Origin of the sequence: Thiocapsa sp. C2-2m, from assembly GCF_041903745.1 — a bacterium.
In the GTDB taxonomy this organism is placed as follows: Bacteria; Pseudomonadota; Gammaproteobacteria; order Chromatiales; family Chromatiaceae; genus Thiocapsa; species Thiocapsa roseilacustris.
The window spans coordinates 24,069-39,452 of the sequence record NZ_JBBWVD010000027.1; the positions used below are offsets into that span (position 1 = coordinate 24,069).

10 protein-coding genes are annotated in these 15,384 nt (G+C 57.4%); 4 read left to right on the forward strand and 6 right to left on the reverse strand.

The annotated features are described in order from the left end of the window. Positions 1-328: 328 nt before the first annotated feature. The 6 genes from AADX97_RS19625 to AADX97_RS19650 form a co-directional block, all read right to left on the reverse strand. Complete coding sequence (locus tag AADX97_RS19625; protein WP_374235760.1) at positions 329-2,263, reverse strand: hypothetical protein; 1,935 nt, start codon at positions 2,261-2,263, stop codon at positions 329-331. Continuing rightward, on the reverse strand, positions 2,241-5,138 hold the full coding sequence (locus AADX97_RS19630) for a hypothetical protein (protein ID WP_374235758.1): 2,898 nt from the start codon (positions 5,136-5,138) through the stop codon (positions 2,241-2,243). The genes AADX97_RS19625 and AADX97_RS19630 overlap by 23 nt, the downstream gene beginning before the upstream one ends. Then, complete coding sequence (locus tag AADX97_RS19635) at positions 5,138-7,399, reverse strand: McrB family protein (RefSeq protein ID WP_374235757.1); 2,262 nt, start codon at positions 7,397-7,399, stop codon at positions 5,138-5,140. The genes AADX97_RS19630 and AADX97_RS19635 overlap by 1 nt, the downstream gene beginning before the upstream one ends. Before the next feature lie 16 nt (positions 7,400-7,415). Beyond that, on the reverse strand, positions 7,416-7,823 hold the full coding sequence (locus AADX97_RS19640; RefSeq protein WP_374235756.1) for a type II toxin-antitoxin system VapC family toxin: 408 nt from the start codon (positions 7,821-7,823) through the stop codon (positions 7,416-7,418). A 65-nt stretch (positions 7,824-7,888) separates the two neighbouring features. Then, a complete protein-coding gene (locus AADX97_RS19645) occupies positions 7,889-8,149 on the reverse strand; it encodes an AbrB/MazE/SpoVT family DNA-binding domain-containing protein (protein WP_374238634.1) in 261 nt (86 codons plus the stop codon). Between the two features lie 480 nt (positions 8,150-8,629). Beyond that, positions 8,630-8,911 carry a hypothetical protein gene (locus AADX97_RS19650; protein ID WP_374235755.1) on the reverse strand — a complete coding sequence of 94 codons (282 nt, stop codon included), beginning with the start codon at positions 8,909-8,911 and terminating at the stop codon, positions 8,630-8,632. 225 nt (positions 8,912-9,136) lie between these two features. Here AADX97_RS19650 and AADX97_RS19655 point away from each other — a divergent pair, with 225 nt between their 5' ends. From AADX97_RS19655 to AADX97_RS19670, 4 genes are read left to right on the forward strand one after another with little or no spacing between them, the layout of a single operon-like run. Further along, on the forward strand, positions 9,137-9,787 hold the full coding sequence (locus tag AADX97_RS19655; RefSeq protein ID WP_374235784.1) for a PolC-type DNA polymerase III: 651 nt from the start codon (positions 9,137-9,139) through the stop codon (positions 9,785-9,787). 10 nt (positions 9,788-9,797) lie between these two features. Continuing rightward, positions 9,798-10,352, forward strand: a complete 555-nt coding sequence (locus AADX97_RS19660; RefSeq protein WP_374235754.1) for a hypothetical protein — start codon at positions 9,798-9,800, stop codon at positions 10,350-10,352. Further along, the gene (locus AADX97_RS19665; protein ID WP_374235753.1) at positions 10,349-13,861 is read left to right on the forward strand and encodes a helicase-related protein; all 3,513 of its coding nucleotides are present in this window, start codon (positions 10,349-10,351) and stop codon (positions 13,859-13,861) included. Before AADX97_RS19660 ends, AADX97_RS19665 begins: the two co-directional genes overlap by 4 nt. Before the next feature lie 2 nt (positions 13,862-13,863). Beyond that, positions 13,864-15,123: a DUF1156 domain-containing protein gene (locus AADX97_RS19670; RefSeq protein ID WP_374235752.1), complete on the forward strand. Its 1,260-nt coding sequence runs from the start codon at positions 13,864-13,866 to the stop codon at positions 15,121-15,123. The last annotated feature ends 261 nt before the right edge of the window (positions 15,124-15,384 follow it).

The following is a 15,384-nucleotide window of genomic DNA, read 5'->3' on the forward strand; positions in this document are numbered from 1 at the left end:
AGCTACGCACCCCCGTTTTCTGGCATTCTTCTGCTTTACTGGACCGTCTACAGGTTGCCAGACCTAAGTCCGCGCTGGACCCGAGAGACCGTTTTGTCCGCATTGCGGTTGCTCGCAGACGGCCCTCTGGCTGGCTCAGTTCAGCATCAACGGTCGATGTGGCCGACTCCTCCTGAGGCGGGGAGCAGACGGCTGGGCATTTTCTAGCGCGATAGTGGACCGCCCCAAAGCTGTCATTCCCGACCGATACCTACCCATTCCAGAGCCGACTGCGCGCTGAGCAATCAAATTCGCTACCAGATGAAATGAAATGCGCGATCTGGTTTTTTCAGTAGGGGCTGACTGCGCGATAAGCGCGCAACGGTCCAATTTCTTTTGCCAATGCTCGTGCATCTTGCTGGAACGGCACCGCAGCCTCTGGAAGAACATCCGTGCCAACTTCACCCCCACGAAGCTCGGCGAGATGTACCTCGGTCACATGGCGGATCCAGGCGTTAGCCGGGCTGAGGGGTAAGGCCCCGGTGATTTTCAGACTCCGCTCCATACATTCCAGGGCGGCCTTCTTACCGGAGCCAACATGCCACTCAAGCACGCCCATATCGCGCCAGACGAGATCGCCGGGGTGACCGGAACACTTAGCCGAGCGCTCGCGAAGTGGACGCAACATCGCCCGCGCTTCGCCGATGAGTCCTTGATGTCCCTCGATCACGCTATCGGCCGCTGCTCTTGCAGCAAACTGAGTCGCAAAAATACCGGCATCACAATCAAGTATCGCACGCGCGTGACCGAGGGCGGACTCCAGCCGACGGCAACGTACATCAGCCCAAACCCGATAATTGCCGAGCCTGGCTAGGTCGCTGCTGCTTACATCTTGGTCCGGGAAGGTTTCAAGCAAATCGTCAGCTTCTCGGAGATTGTTCGCTCCGCCTGCTAGCAGTAGGGTCCGGATCAATGTCATCTGGGCCTTGCACCACACCCTTGAGCGCGTGAACCCCACACCTCCCGCGTGTCCGGCGAGTAGTTCCCAAACCGCGCGGTACTGTTCCACGAGATCGCAATGGGAACGCGCCAGTCGTATGGCCTCTACGAAGTTCAAGCGCAGCTCCTCTGTCACTGTTTGAAGCAATTGCATGTCCAGGACCAGATGAAAGTGGTTAGGATCTGTGGCAATCGCTTCGGCTAGGACGCCTTGGCTCGCAATGATTCGATCCGCGGTCGCGATGTCGCCAATCTGGTTGGCAACGAGATGCATCAAGTTCCTGAGTCGGAAGAGCAGTTGAGAAGACCCTTGCCCTTCCGGGAGCGTTTTCTCTAGCCGATCAAGCGCACCTGCCAAGATCGGCAGGGTTGCAGGATCCTGGTGTTGGCGCCACAGCCGCTCCAGCGCGGCTTCCAGGGTTGCCATGGGACCGGTCGAACCGCGAACCATGATGCGCGTCCAGAGCCGAAGAAGCGCGGCATCTTGAGAATCCTTCGTCACGTACTCTCGGTCGAGCACGCACCATCGAGCGAGTGCAGTCGCTAAGTCGCCGTCTCGCTCGGCGATCCTTGCGCGCCGCTCGGCATAGCCGCCGAAGCCTTCGAACAAGCTCAGCCGTCCATCTCGCTCAAGCATACCGTACAACGCGCCGCTCTCGTGTTGATGCCGGTTGTACGAAAGATTCGCGGCAAAATCGGCCAGCACGAGCCCTGCGGACTCAGCAGCCGGCCAGATGCGAACATGCCGCGCATCCAGTCGTTCAAGCAGTCCGCGAGCCGCGAGACCGGCTTCAACCGCGTCTTCAATTCTTTCCACGACATCAGACAGCAATTCATCGCGCGTCGACATCAACTCACCCTGCTTTTGCCGGCGAGCAACGATCACCTCAAGCTGCCGACTTCCCCATGCCTCGGGCAATGCGGAGTCAGCCAACGCGAGCAAATCGAGGAGCATGAGCCGATAGGTTCGTTCGCTTTCCCGCAATCCACGTCGACGTCGGTTCTCCACCACGAGCATCGCCGTCACGCATCCGGTCTTCCCGGCAGCCGTGAAAACCGCTTTCGCTACCTGCGTCGCCAACTGATGACCGAGGCGCGTCCGCAACTCCGTCAGGTGCAAATCCGCACGCGACGACAGTCGAAACTGGCGTGGCAAGGGATCGAGCGCATCTTTCAGCCGCTTCTCAGCACTCGAAGGTTTGCCTTCGCACAGGACACCGCTGACGATCCAACGCGGGTCTTGTTCAAAATCGCCTGACTCGTCAATAAACAAAGTATGAATCATTTGCTTCCGACCCTGCTTCCGATTCTAATTCTTGCTCTGGAATAATCAGGTACTCCCCGCAATGTGGGCACTTGATGTCATATGGATTGAGGGCGCGTGTTTCGTGGAACGTCCAATAACCACCGAGCTTCCAAAGATGGGTTCCGCAGTTCCAACAATGATTACGGACGATTAGATGACTGCATTGTAAATTCGCGCACCATAACGCCCTTGCCATACCTCGCTTCAATGATAACGGTTTGCCGGGAGGAGGCGTTTCTGTCGTGGATGCCTCCCCACACGCGGGACAGAACGGCTGATAACGTGGTGGCTTTTCCGCATAGTCATCAGCAGTATATTCCCAGTTCAGGTAGAGATGCATCGTAATGAGCCTGATCAGCGGATCGATGACGCCTGGCCTGAGGAGTACCGCCCCATGCCGGTGATCCGGAGGAGCCTGATCCCATTCTGGTCGGTTATCGGGATCTGATGTGAAATGACCCCCGCCGTATCGGCAGAATCCGCCCGACTCATTCGCTGACTCTGCATCATAACCAGGATGAAGAACAAAAACCCGGTTAGCGCCTTCCTCATCGTAGTGACGTCTTACAATTAGCTCTTCCAGTTCGCTGTCCAGTTTCATCCCTTCCCGATTCGAAGCAATCGGTGCAAACCGCTTGCATTTTGCATCAAGGATCAACTTCATCTGATCTATTGGATGGGTATCGCTAGAGACCTCATCAGATAGTGAGGAATTGGACACTTCATACCCGAACCACGCTGGATCAAACGGACCTGGATCTTGCGCGTCTTGATTAAAATGTTCGGAATCGTGATATATTCGATCAGTAACGTGAGAATTCAATGCCCCGATATTGAAGGCTGCGTCGGTTGGCTCCGTCCTTGTTGACTCCTGACGCCGAGCAAGAACTGTGACCACGAAATCCGGGCGTTTACCAGTTGGCAAGAGCGGTTCATATTCTAATAAGACATCGCGATTGAGATGTGGACCCTCGAAAAATATCCGGATCGGTTCATTCGATCTCTTCTGATTCCAGTAATCGTGATCGGCAAGCCCCTTAAATAAATCTTCCTGATACGCTCCTGTAGGTACAAAGCCATAATGTTCACGAAGGATTCGGACAAGCTTTAGAAAGCACCATCGCTCATACACCCTCGGCATGTCGAGGATCCCGATTTCATCTAGACGGAAAAGCTGATCAATTTTCGAGACATCGAGATTGGCTGCATCCAGCGCGATCCGAAAAGCGGCGAGTGCACCGCGATAGTCTGGATTCTGAACATAGGTCATTGATCCAGAAACCGCGAGATTCTGTCCAGTGGAGATACGAAGGCTCTTGGCTCTCTCGATCACCTTATTCGTTTGCGTTAGCAGCGGTTTCAGCGCTTCAGATGTGGCTTGCCAGTGCGCACTTTCCGTGCGAAAGCGCTGTGCTTGCGACTGATGTGCTTGCCGGTCCTTCTCCTGATCGCGGACTGCAGAAGATGAAAGTCTGTGCCAATAATCGCTTCCTTCAAGCCGCTGCTTTTCATCTGTAAGACGATTAATCTCAGCAGCAATCTTATCTTCTAGACTTGATTCGATCGAACACAGCTTTTCAACATTCGCAATTACCCATATCCCTTGTGAATTCTCACCATCGCGTTGCTTCGAAAAACGACCCCTAACAGTATAAATTTCATGTGCGATGAAAACGCACTTGACTAAATCCATTATTTTTCGATCAAAAACAAGCCGAAGCTCCTGCTTTTCACGCGGCTGCCCTGCAACAGAGATGAGGGATGACCAGAATCCAAATCTTCCATATCGTTCGTCTTTATGATCTTGATCCTCGTCTCGTTTGTTCCGCTTATTAACTCTAAACTTAATTTCATGGAGGCATTCGCCTTGGTGGCATCGTGACAATACGCTATCACGCGCTACTTCAAGAGCGCCTGAGCGAAAATGCAGCTCCGCAAGTTCCTGTTCCAGCTTTTCCGGCACAACCTTTACCCATCCGTTCAGCGACTTTGCGTGAGCCTCTGCCGCACCCGCACGACGATCAAAATCGACCGCCATATCATTTGCCGCCTGGAGTAAGGAGCGCAGTGACCGATTGAGCCTAACCGTCATGGCGAGGAGCAGTCGATTCTCCGGCGTGTCATAAGAAGGTGCATGTCCGCGACCGGAAACCCATCTAGGAGCACCTCGGAGCGCAAGTTCCTGAAACGTCCGCATCATTGGGCGCACCTTGGTCAACGGTTGCTGCTCCGTCCGTTCCCGCAACTCAAGATGTGGCTGTGCAAGTGCGTGTTCCGCGTGCCGGATGTGATCTCGCACAGCTTCAAGGAATGCATCGTTAACACCCCCGTCGGCCTGTCGAGCCGAAACCGTAACCGGGCTCTCACGTTCAAGAATGAGTTGCCAGAGTCCATTGCGGAACTCGCCGAGCAGAGTCTCAAACTCCTGCTCGTTGAATCCCGGCATGGAGATGCGTAAGCGCAGATCGACAGATCCGACTCGGAGATGTGCCATACCTGCATGCCGACAGAGTTTGGAATCGTGGTATCCACCGTTATCGGACTTCTTCCACTTTCCACGCTCGATCCACCAGGTACGCCCATCCGAGGCTTTGACCGGACTTAACTCTTGCACCGATTCCCCCCCGCCAAGCACGAGCACCGGCGGTGAAGTCAGTCCGGGAGCCAGAATGCCGATCTGTCCTGGACGCCGAAAACTCACCTCCGGATAAGCCGTGATATCCGCCGTATAACCTTCAAGCCCGTTCTCTACGAGAAGGGTCGGCGACCACGCGGTTTCCACATCCAGTGGCTTACCCGAGGATGCCCAGTGAACCTGGACGATACGGATCTCAAACGGCGCAGAAGTTTCCATCAGGCCCAGTAGTTAAAAATCTTGTCGTTACGGTTCGCCCTGGAAATAATTTCGGCAAGCTCGCGCTTCGCATTGAAAGGCTCGAAATCAGGAAGGCTTGCGATGTCTCTTTGGAAGGCGGAGACGACCCCTGAGCAGTCCCCTTCACGCCCTTGCGGCGCCCTTTTTCCATCAAACGAGAATCTGGGCAACAGCTTTTGTCTCACGAGATGGTTGAGTGCCATCTGGTCGACATCCTCACTTTGGGTAACCTCGCTCAACCGGTCACGATATAGCAATGACTGGCGTATAACCCGCACTCCGATCTCAATTCCGATCGGCGCAAGGTAGTCCGTAGCCCACCGTACCATCGTCGATGCGACAATATCCTGTGATCCAGGATTGAATCCAGGATACTCTCCGCGGCCAAACTGACTTGCGGGAACACAAACGCCAGTGCCTAGAATTTCCTCTCCAGCGATCTCTTCGTCCACCAACTCCCAGTAATTCAGCGGACTCTGAAATTGCAGCACTTGGGCACGATCCAGAACCTTTGGGGAAAGATAATGGGTTGTGTCATCAATATTCACGGCACCGATGATCCGGATATTTGAAGGAATCGACAGGATGGGGGGCACATTCAACACCCCAGCTACCATTCGTCTGAGACGAGAGTGAAGCTGGAGAACCGACTCGCCATCTTGAATGCCAAGACGATCTTGGAGCTGCTGTACGATGTCTTTATGATCGAGAAAATCGCCGAAACGGCGCAGCTCTCTGCCTTCTGCTGCTTTCAGAAGAACATCCACGAAAAGACGGAATTCGGTCTCGACATGGCCTGCTTCTTCAGCAGAATAGAGAGTGATCGTTGGCGTTTCCGTGCGTTCCTCAAGAACGGAAAGAAAGTCGGCAAAATAATATTCGACTCTCGCAAGGTTCATCTCGTCCAAACAGATGAGGTGGAGTCGATCAGGGTCGCGCTGAGCGGCGATCAGGGCGTCGAGAAACTGGGTCGTCAGGTAAGATCGCTGAAGTGGGTTGTAATAGCCGAGAAGATCCTCTGAACTGGTCCAGTTAGGCTTGACCGGGATGATGTGAGCGATATTGCCGGTCGCCTTCGCAAATGATTTGACGAGCTGCGTCTTGCCGGATCCCGAGAGGCCGGAGAGGATGATGAGATCGCCTGTGCAAAGGAGCGCGAAGAAATTCTCTAAGAGTGCTCTTGGATAGACGATTCGTCTTTGATAGTAGAGGAAGCTCTGAACATGGGAAATGATAGCTGGATATCCGCCGTCGATGCTCTCGAAATTCGGCCAGTCTTTTGTTTCCTCATCTCCTTTTGCAGTAACTCCAAGGATTTCATCGTACTGTGCTTGGGTGATAAAGTCGAGGTGAAGTAGGGGGTCGGCCTTCGTTCGTACGTACTGTCGGAGTCGTTCAATCTGATTCATCAGGTGTTCCATCTCTTTATCGCTGTACGATCTCGCTTCACCGAGCTTTTCATGAAGGTGTGCCAATTCCTTTGTGTGCAATTCCTCTACTACTTCATACTCTAGCCTTAGAGTTTCCTCCATCTTTCTGAGTGAGTTTTCATGCTGTAGACGTTCATCTTGATAGTCAGCCTCGATTTCAGCGAGTATAAGGTCGCGTTGAGCCTTTGTCTCGCTCAATTGTCGCTCAATCGCTGCACTTTCTTCCCGGTTCCTCTCCAACTCTTTCTCGGCGTTGATGTTAGACGCCTTTAAGTCTACAGCTCTACCTTCAAGCTTTTGGATCTGCTCTTTTATATCCCGAAGCTTGCTCGTCACATCTTGGTGATTCTGTTCGAAATAAGCGCGGTATAAGGTTTCGTCGAGATCAACGCTGCCATCGGCACGGTGGGCAATCGCTTCTAGCGGAATATGCTTCAGCGAGCGGATTGATTTCGGGTCAATCGAGAGATGTAAGGGATTGTTATTCTTTTCACGCTCAAATGGAACTGCAAGCTGAAATCGAGCCTCAACATACTGCCCAGACTCAAAGCCTGACAAATCCCGTCCAACGTAAATGTTTTTGACATTTTTCTCTTTATCATTGCCTAAGTCAGCCAGAGGATATTGAAGTCTAGATCCGGACTTATTATGCAACGGTGTCAGCCACCAGATTTCGTTTCGTTCGCGAAGTATGCCGTTGATCAGAGGAACAGAGATTGACCACTTTTCTTTGAGGTACTGCATACGTTGCGCGTCGCTCAAGGTGTTGATCTGCGCGACTGTTAGAAACTCTGAGATCGAGTCTTCCATGCAGATTCGACTCTCGCTATTGTTCTTGAAGTAGATGCGGCTGGATCATAGTGCGAGGAATCGGGTTCTTAAATAGCACGATTAATGCCCAAGCCGCTCCGAGAAGCTGTGCGCGCCGGGTGAATCGACGGTTGTCGACGGAATAGAGCGTTTCACAATCGGAGCAGGCCAGCATATGCAAGGCATCGGAGAAGTCCACGCCCTGGGCGAGCGAGGAGAAAGAGAGCCTTAGCGACTTGCTCGGACTCCTCGGCGTTGACGTTTGACAAGCCCACAGATGCTTCAGGACTTGGACGATCTTTACGGCGTCAATCCGATAGAAGGCGCGGAGAACCGATTCCAGCTCAAGGATTACGGTAAGCGGGATGATCAGGACGGGACGAGGGGGACGGGCCTGGATCGCCTGGTCGATGGATCGCTTCATGGCCGCTTCCGAATCACCTGGATCATCCATACAGGAGTGGGCCAAGATACCGCATGCAAGAGCAATCATCGCTGATCTCGCGCATGGATTGCACGACATCGAAGTCGTTCAGATGCTGCGTTCCTGGCTGATCGGAGTTCAGTACGTAATCTATCGCTGGTTTCGGGGCGGGTACGCTGGGTCTTACGAAGGGGCCGGACACTTAACTTGGCGACATCCGGTTCTAAGGTGAGCTTCGTTCCCGGTGCGATCCCGAGCCTATGCCGGATCTCCGCCGGAATGGCGACTTGCCCCTTGTCCGAGACGGTCACTGTCAACATTGCCATGGCCTCATGTCTTCGGAAGTTTCCGGGCGCTAGAGGAATCAGGTATTAGTAGCACTTCCAGAGGCCGGGAACTCGACGGTTTTTGCGCGAATCTACGCAAACATCCCCAAAATTCCCCTATCCCTACCCTACCTCTGCCGCAAACACTACGAAAGCCGGAAAACTCGTTTGACTTGTTCAGTTAAGGTTACAACAGTCTAACGAATCAGGGGCACTGCGCAAGTCGAGCGGTCCATTGTGAGCAATGAAGAGCACTGGAACGACGGTATCATCCTTATGATCTTCAGTTTGGGTCGTGGGTCAGGTTGCGGGGCAACTGAGTCGCTCACCGTAAGATCCGCAAGCGTTCGCAATGTGTGTCGACTCGGCAGTCGCCTCTCGACAGGTTCCGGGTTAATTACGCATCCAAGCCGAAACCTGACCTGACCGGTTTTAGCGCGGTAGGCGTCAGAGAATCTTCACAGTCCATCCCCAACGATGTTATATCCGCCCCTCAGGACCGATGTCGCCCAAGTTAAGTCCGATCCGCACGCGCACACGTTCGGCGAATGCTGCCCACTCAGTCTGGTTCAGCCGTGCCGCGATTCCGAGACGTCGAAGATTGGCACGCAGATCCGTTTCACGGCCCAGGTAGAGGGTGTGGCCGTTGTCGCCCGAGACTTGGGTTTTCCCGACGAGGTGACCGTCGGGCGTTACCGACAACTCGGCCAACGCGGGCTTCGTGTAGGCACGTTCGAACAGATACCCCAAAATAGCGCCCATCTGCGGGCCATATTGGGGAGTCGTGCGGGGTCGTGTAGTTGACCAAGGTCAGGCATCGTCATGGGTAGAGTATGACCGACAGTGCTATGCTTGCGACAGCGTTTGTGTTCCGTGGACAGTCGTGCGCCATTGGAACCGTTCGTGCCGGTCGAGTCGCCTTGCCATGTCATGGAACGGATCGGCATCCTAGAACAGCAAGGAAATCAGCGGCGACGAGGAGGAGGAATGGAACCGGTTATTGTGATCGACTTCGAGACCTCCGGACTGTCACCGGACATGGGTGATCGTGCGACCGAAATCGCCGCGGTCTTGATCCGCGATGGTCGCATCGTGGACCAGTACCAAAGCATCATGAACGCAGGGAAGCGCATTCCCGCCTTCATCGAGCACTTCACCGGCATCAGCAACGCGATGGTGCGCGACGCGCCACCGGCCAGCCAAGTCATGGCCGAGGTCGCGGACTTCGTCGGCGACTACCCCTTGGTCGCGCACAACGCCTCGTTCGATCGCAAGTTCTGGGATGCCGAACTGTCACGCATCGGGCGCAGGTCGCCGCGGCCCTTTGCCTGCTCGATGCTGGTTGCCCGTCGTGTCCTGCCCCAAGCACCGAATCACCAGCTCGGCACCCTGGTCAAGTACGCGGGGTTACCGGTCACTGGCCGCTATCACCGGGCACAGGCCGATGCCGAGATGACGGCGCACCTGACGCTCTATCTGGAACGGGAGTTGATGGAGCGGTTCGGACTTTCGGAAGTCACCCACGAACTGCTCGGGCGGATTCAGCGGACGGCGAAAACCCGGCTTGAGAAGTGCCTGGAGCGGTATGGCGGAGCTGGCGCGTCAGCGCGCGCGATGCCGCTCGCGAACGGAAGTTAGAGCCAAGACGATGCCGAACGCACTACGCCTTCCGGTTGTGGCCCTAAGCGCAGAGTACCTGGTCATCGGGCATCTGATGCGCCGTAACATCTTGGCCTACAAGGCGCCCCCGAACAATGAGGGATACGATCTGATCTGCATCCACCCCGAGCCGCGTCAGACCGGCGGACAGGTTCGTGTGCAGGTCAAAAGCCGCTACGCGACCGACTGTGACCGTGGATTTCCGGTCAAGGCCAAAACTCTGGATGCCTTCGACTTCCTGGTCGTGGCATTCCTGAACATTGGTTGGTTCTACAGCAACAAACCTGTTCGCGACGGCTATCGTGAACCCGAGTTCTATACTTTGCCGGTGGATTTCATTCGCGAACATCACCGTGCTGCTGCGTCGGGCTGGGAGAAGGTGATGACAAAGGGCCTTGATCTCGACCCGTACCGGAACGAGCGAGGTTTTGAGAGGATTGCGGAGCTACTCAGCATTGCGTATCCAGGCAGAGTTCGCTTGACACAATCGGACAACGCTGACGAGAACCCGATGTCGTTATCGACGAGAGAGTGCGAGGGATGAAACTCGAAGACATCGCACCAGGGCAAAGCCTGACCGGTATCGAGCCCAGCCAGATCGTATCGGTCATGGCGACGGTCTCGCACGGGGACGGTGCGCTCCAGCTCATCTACAAAACCCCCGACGGCGCGATCAAGGAGCGCCTGCTCGCACGGGACGACGAGGCCACGGTCGCGATCGCCACCGCCGAGCGCCCGTTCGCCTTCGACGGCGACGGCGATGCCTTCCAGCTTGCCTGCGAGGCCAAGCGCATCGACCTTGCATTTCTCTTCGACCCCATGATGGCCGTGCACAGTTCGAACGTCGATCCGCTGCCGCATCAGATCACGGCGGTCTACGAAGCCCTGCTGCCACGCCAGCCGTTGCGGTTCGTCCTCGCGGACGATCCCGGCGCCGGCAAAACCATCATGGCCGGGCTCTACATCCGCGAGCTCATCATGCGCGCGGATGCCCACCGCATTCTGATCGTGGCTCCGGGGAGCCTGGTGGAGCAGTGGCGCGACGAGCTGTACGAGAAATTCGGTCTTGAGTTTCACATCTACTCCGCGATCCTGGAGCAGACCTCGCCGAGCGGCAATCCCTTCGAGGACTACCCGCGGCTGATCGTGCGGCTCGACCAGCTTGCCCGAAACGAGGAACTCCAGGAGAAGCTGTGCGCGCCGGGTTGGGACCTGGCCGTTTTCGACGAAGCGCACAAGCTCGCCGCCCATTACTCCGGCTCGAAGCTGGACAAGACCGGACGCTTCCGCTTCGCCGAGAAGCTCGGCGCGCATGTTCGGCATCTACTGCTGATGACCGCAACACCCCACAGCGGCAAGGAAGAGGACTTCCAGCTTTTCCTTTCGCTGCTCGATTCCGACCGCTTCTACGGCAAGTTCCGCGACGGCGTGCACAAGGTCGATCCTTCCGACCTGATGCGTCGCATGGTCAAGGAAGAACTGGTCAAGTTCGACGGCACGCCGCTCTTTCCGGAGCGCCGGGCCTACACCGTGAACTACGAACTTTCGCCGATCGAATCCGCGCTCTATGAAGCCGTCACCGAGTACGTCAAGACCGAGATGGGCAAGGCCGATCAGATCAAGGGGTCACGCAAAGGCTCCATCGGCTTTGCACTCACCGCCCTGCAACGCCGTCTTGCCTCCAGCCCGGAGGCGATCTTCCAATCGCTCAAGCGCCGCCGTGAACGGCTGGAGAATCGCCTGCGCGACGAAAAGCTCGGGATCAAGGGCAAGCAGGCCCTCGCCGAGACCCTGGCGGACGTTCCCGAGGACGATGACGATCTCACCGCCGAGGAGCAGGAGGGACTCGAAGAGACCCTGATCGACCAGGCCACCGCCGCGAAGAGCATCGTGGAGCTGGATGCCGAGATCGTGATCCTCAAAGGGCTGGAGGTACAGGCCAAAGTGGTTGTGGCTTCGGGCCGGGACCGCAAGTGGGACGAGCTGTCGCAGATCCTTCAGAACAATCCCGAGATGCGCGATGCCGCCGGGCGGCAGCGCAAGCTCATCATCTTCTCCGAGCACCGCGACACCCTCAACTACCTGCACGCCAAGATCGCCGGGGTCCTCGGTAATCCTGACGCCATCATCACCATTCACGGCGGGACGCATCGCGACGAGCGCCGCCGCCTTCAAGCGCTGTTCCGCTCCGACCCCGGAGTGCGCGTGCTGGTGGCGACCGACGCCGCCGGCGAAGGCGTGAACCTCCAGAACGCGAATCTGATGGTCAACTACGACCTGCCCTGGAACCCGAACCGCCTCGAGCAGCGCTTCGGGCGCATCCACCGCATCGGCCAACAGGAGGTTTGCCATCTCTGGAACCTCGTGGCCAAGGAGACCCGCGAAGGCGATGTCTACCACCGCCTGCTGATGAAGCTCGAAGTCGAGAGCCAGGCGCTCAAGGGCCGTGTCTTCGACATTCTCGGCGAGGTTTTCGAGGAGACCAGTCTCAAGGACCTGCTGATGCAGGCGATCCGTTACGGGGACCGTCAAGACGTTCGAGACCGTCTGAGCCAAAAGATCGACATGGCGCTCGATCACGAGCACCTGAAATCCCTGCTCAACCGCAACGCGCTTGCCCAGGAGACGATGAGCGCCGAGCGGCTCTTTGCCGTCAAGGAGGAAATGGACAAGGCCGAAGCGCGCCGCTTGCAGCCCTTCTTCGTGCGGGCCTTCTTCTCGAAGGCGCTCGATGCCCTCGGCGGCACGGCCCATCCGCGCGAGGCCGGGCGCTTCGAGATCACCCATGTTCCGGCAGCGATCCGCGAGCGCGACCGCCGCCTCACCGGGCGTAACCGGCGCGAGAACGAGCCGGTCCTGAAACGCTACAGCCGGATTTGTTTCGAGCGCGCGGCGATCCAACCCATCGACAAGCCGGGGCTGGAGCGTGCGCTGCTGATGCATCCGGGCCATCCGCTGATGCTCTCGATGACCGACATGCTCCTGGAACAGCACGCGAACCTGTTGCGCCAGGGGGCCGTCCTGATCGACCCGGCGGACGAAGGCATCGAGCCCGCTCTGCTGTTCCTGCTGACCCACGAGATCAAATCCGGCGACGGCACGGTGCTCTCCAAGCGCCTGCAATTCGTGCGGGTCGGTGCGGACGGGCAGGCCGTGTTTGCCGGCTGGGCGCCGCATCTCGATCTGGAGCCGTTGAAGGATGCCGAACGTCCGGTGCTGGACGAGACGCTCGCCGCGCCATGGATCGCCTCGGGGCAGGAGAGTCGAGCGCTTGCCTTGGCCGCTCAAACGCTGGTCCCCGAGCACTTCCGCGAGGTCGCACACCGTCGCATCGAGCACATCGAAAAGACCCTAGACGCCGTCAACGAGCGTCTGACCAAGGAGATCGACTTCTGGCAGGATCGATGGATGAAGCTCAAGGAGGACGGCGAAGCGGGCAAGGATGTCCGGCTCAATCTTCACAACGTCGAGCGCACCATTGCCGATCTCGGGAGCCGCCTGGAGAGCCGCAAGAAAGAGCTCCAGTCCATGCGCCATGTGGTCAGCGGCACACCGGTGGTGCTGGGCGCGGCGTTGATTGTTCCGGCTGGCCTGATGAGCACCCTGCGCGGGGAGGAGCCGGTCGATTCCGTCGCGGCAACCTTCGCCGCCGACGCGCAGGCACGCGCGCGCATCGAGCGGGTTGCCATGGACGCGGTGCGTCTGACCGAGGAGGCGCGGGGTTGCCGCGTCGTCGATGTTTCCGCCGACAAATGCGGCTGGGACCTCACGGCCTATCCGCCCGTCCTCGACGGCAAGCAGCCCGATCCCCGACATATCGAGGTGAAGGGCCGGGCCAAGGGTGCGAGCACCGTGACCGTGACCCGCAACGAGATGCTCTATGCCTTCAATCAGGGCGACAAGTTCGTCCTGGCCATCGTCCTTGTCCATGAGGACGACCGTGCCGAAGGCCCGTACTACATCCGCAATCCTTTTCAAAGCGAGCCCGGTTGGGGCGTCGCATCCATCAACTTTAACCTGGGCGATCTCCTCGTCCGAGCCGAGGCCGCCTGACCATGACCCATTCCGTCAAGACCCCCAAGAAGTTGATCGAAGTCGCGTTGCCGCTCGATGCGATCAATACAGCTTGCGCCTATGAAAAGATGCCGGGAATAGGCGCACATCCACGCGGCATGCATTTGTGGTGGGCGCGGCGACCGCTTGCGGCGGCGCGCGCGGTGATTTTTTCGCAGATGGTCAACGATCCGTCGTGGAAGTGGGAGTTGGAACATCCCGGCGAAATCCCCCCCGCCAACCTCAAGGCGAGCTGGTCCGCAAGCCGCAAGCGGCTTTTTTCCTTGATTGAGGAACTTGTGCAGTGGAAGAACACGACCAACGAGGCGGTGCTGGAGAAGGCGAGAGCCGAAATCCGGAAATCCTGGCGGGAAACCTGCGAGCTGAATAAAGATCATCCGCAGGAATCGGACCTGTTCGATCCCGAGAAGTTGCCTGCCTTCCACGATCCCTTTGCCGGGGGCGGAGCCCTGCCGCTCGAAGCGCAGCGCCTGGGGTTGGAAGCGTACGCGAGCGACCTGAATCCGGTCGCGGTCCTCATCAACAAGGCGATGATAGAAATCCCTCCGAAGTTTGCAGGCAGGCCCCCGGTCAATCCGGAGGCGCGGGGCAAAAAGCAACTGGTCGATCAGGATTGGAGCGGGGCGCGAGGGTTGGCCGAGGACGTGCGCTACTACGGGCAGTGGATGCGCGAGGAGGCCCAAAAGCGTATCGGGCATCTCTATCCGCCGGTCGAGGTGACGGCGGAGATGGCGCTGGAGCGCCCTGACCTTAAGCCCTATGTCGGGCAGAAGCTCACGGTGATTGCCTGGCTATGGGCACGCACGGTGAAAAGCCCGAACCCGGCCTTCCGGCATGTTGATGTGCCGCTCGCTGCGACCTTCGTCCTGTCAAGCAAGGCAGGCAAGGAAGCGTATGTTGAACCGGTGATCGATGGCGATAGCTACTGGTGCAGAGTGAAGATGGGTAAGCCACCGGCGGAGGCGAAAGCGGGGACGAAGCTGTCCAGAGGAAATTTTCGATGCTTGCTTACCCATACTCCCATTGGTGCTGTTTACATCCGCGCTGAGGCGCAGGCTGGACACATGGGCGCTCGGCTCATGGCCGTCATAGCTGAGGGTAAAAGAGGGCGAATTTATCTGCCGCCAACCTGCGAGCAGGAAGAGGCGGCAAATAGCTCAGAACCTACTTCTACTTTGTTACTTTTCCCGCGGACCCGTGGCGCACAGCAGCCACGCCGAATGCAGGCGATAAGCGATTAATTTATATTGAATCATATCGTTTTTGTGGCAACAGAGGGATCGCTGAACCGAGGCGCGTTCGTGGTCGTCATGTCGTGGACCGTAGCACCGGGTTGACCGTCGGCGGCAGGCCGTCGGCGCTGACGAGACGGTCGCTCGCGCGCTGACCACGAAGGATGTTGGTTGCGCCGCATCGCGAGACGGCCCCGTCCACAATCACGCTGCGCCGAAGGCATGGAGCGCCCCCGAGGCGCGAACAGACCCCCTTGCGCATGCCCTGGT

Coding starts and splice junctions, on each gene's coding strand:
- AADX97_RS19625 (WP_374235760.1), bottom strand. CDS start 2,263: ATGATTCATACTTTGTTTATTGACGAGTCAGGCGATTTTGAACAAGAC.
- AADX97_RS19630 (WP_374235758.1), bottom strand. CDS start 5,138: ATGGAAACTTCTGCGCCGTTTGAGATCCGTATCGTCCAGGTTCACTGG.
- AADX97_RS19635 (WP_374235757.1), bottom strand. CDS start 7,399: ATGGAAGACTCGATCTCAGAGTTTCTAACAGTCGCGCAGATCAACACC.
- AADX97_RS19640 (WP_374235756.1), bottom strand. CDS start 7,823: ATGAAGCGATCCATCGACCAGGCGATCCAGGCCCGTCCCCCTCGTCCC.
- AADX97_RS19645 (WP_374238634.1), bottom strand. CDS start 8,149: ATGGCAATGTTGACAGTGACCGTCTCGGACAAGGGGCAAGTCGCCATT.
- AADX97_RS19650 (WP_374235755.1), bottom strand. CDS start 8,911: ATGGGCGCTATTTTGGGGTATCTGTTCGAACGTGCCTACACGAAGCCC.
- AADX97_RS19655 (WP_374235784.1), top strand. CDS start 9,137: ATGGAACCGGTTATTGTGATCGACTTCGAGACCTCCGGACTGTCACCG.
- AADX97_RS19660 (WP_374235754.1), top strand. CDS start 9,798: ATGCCGAACGCACTACGCCTTCCGGTTGTGGCCCTAAGCGCAGAGTAC.
- AADX97_RS19665 (WP_374235753.1), top strand. CDS start 10,349: ATGAAACTCGAAGACATCGCACCAGGGCAAAGCCTGACCGGTATCGAG.
- AADX97_RS19670 (WP_374235752.1), top strand. CDS start 13,864: ATGACCCATTCCGTCAAGACCCCCAAGAAGTTGATCGAAGTCGCGTTG.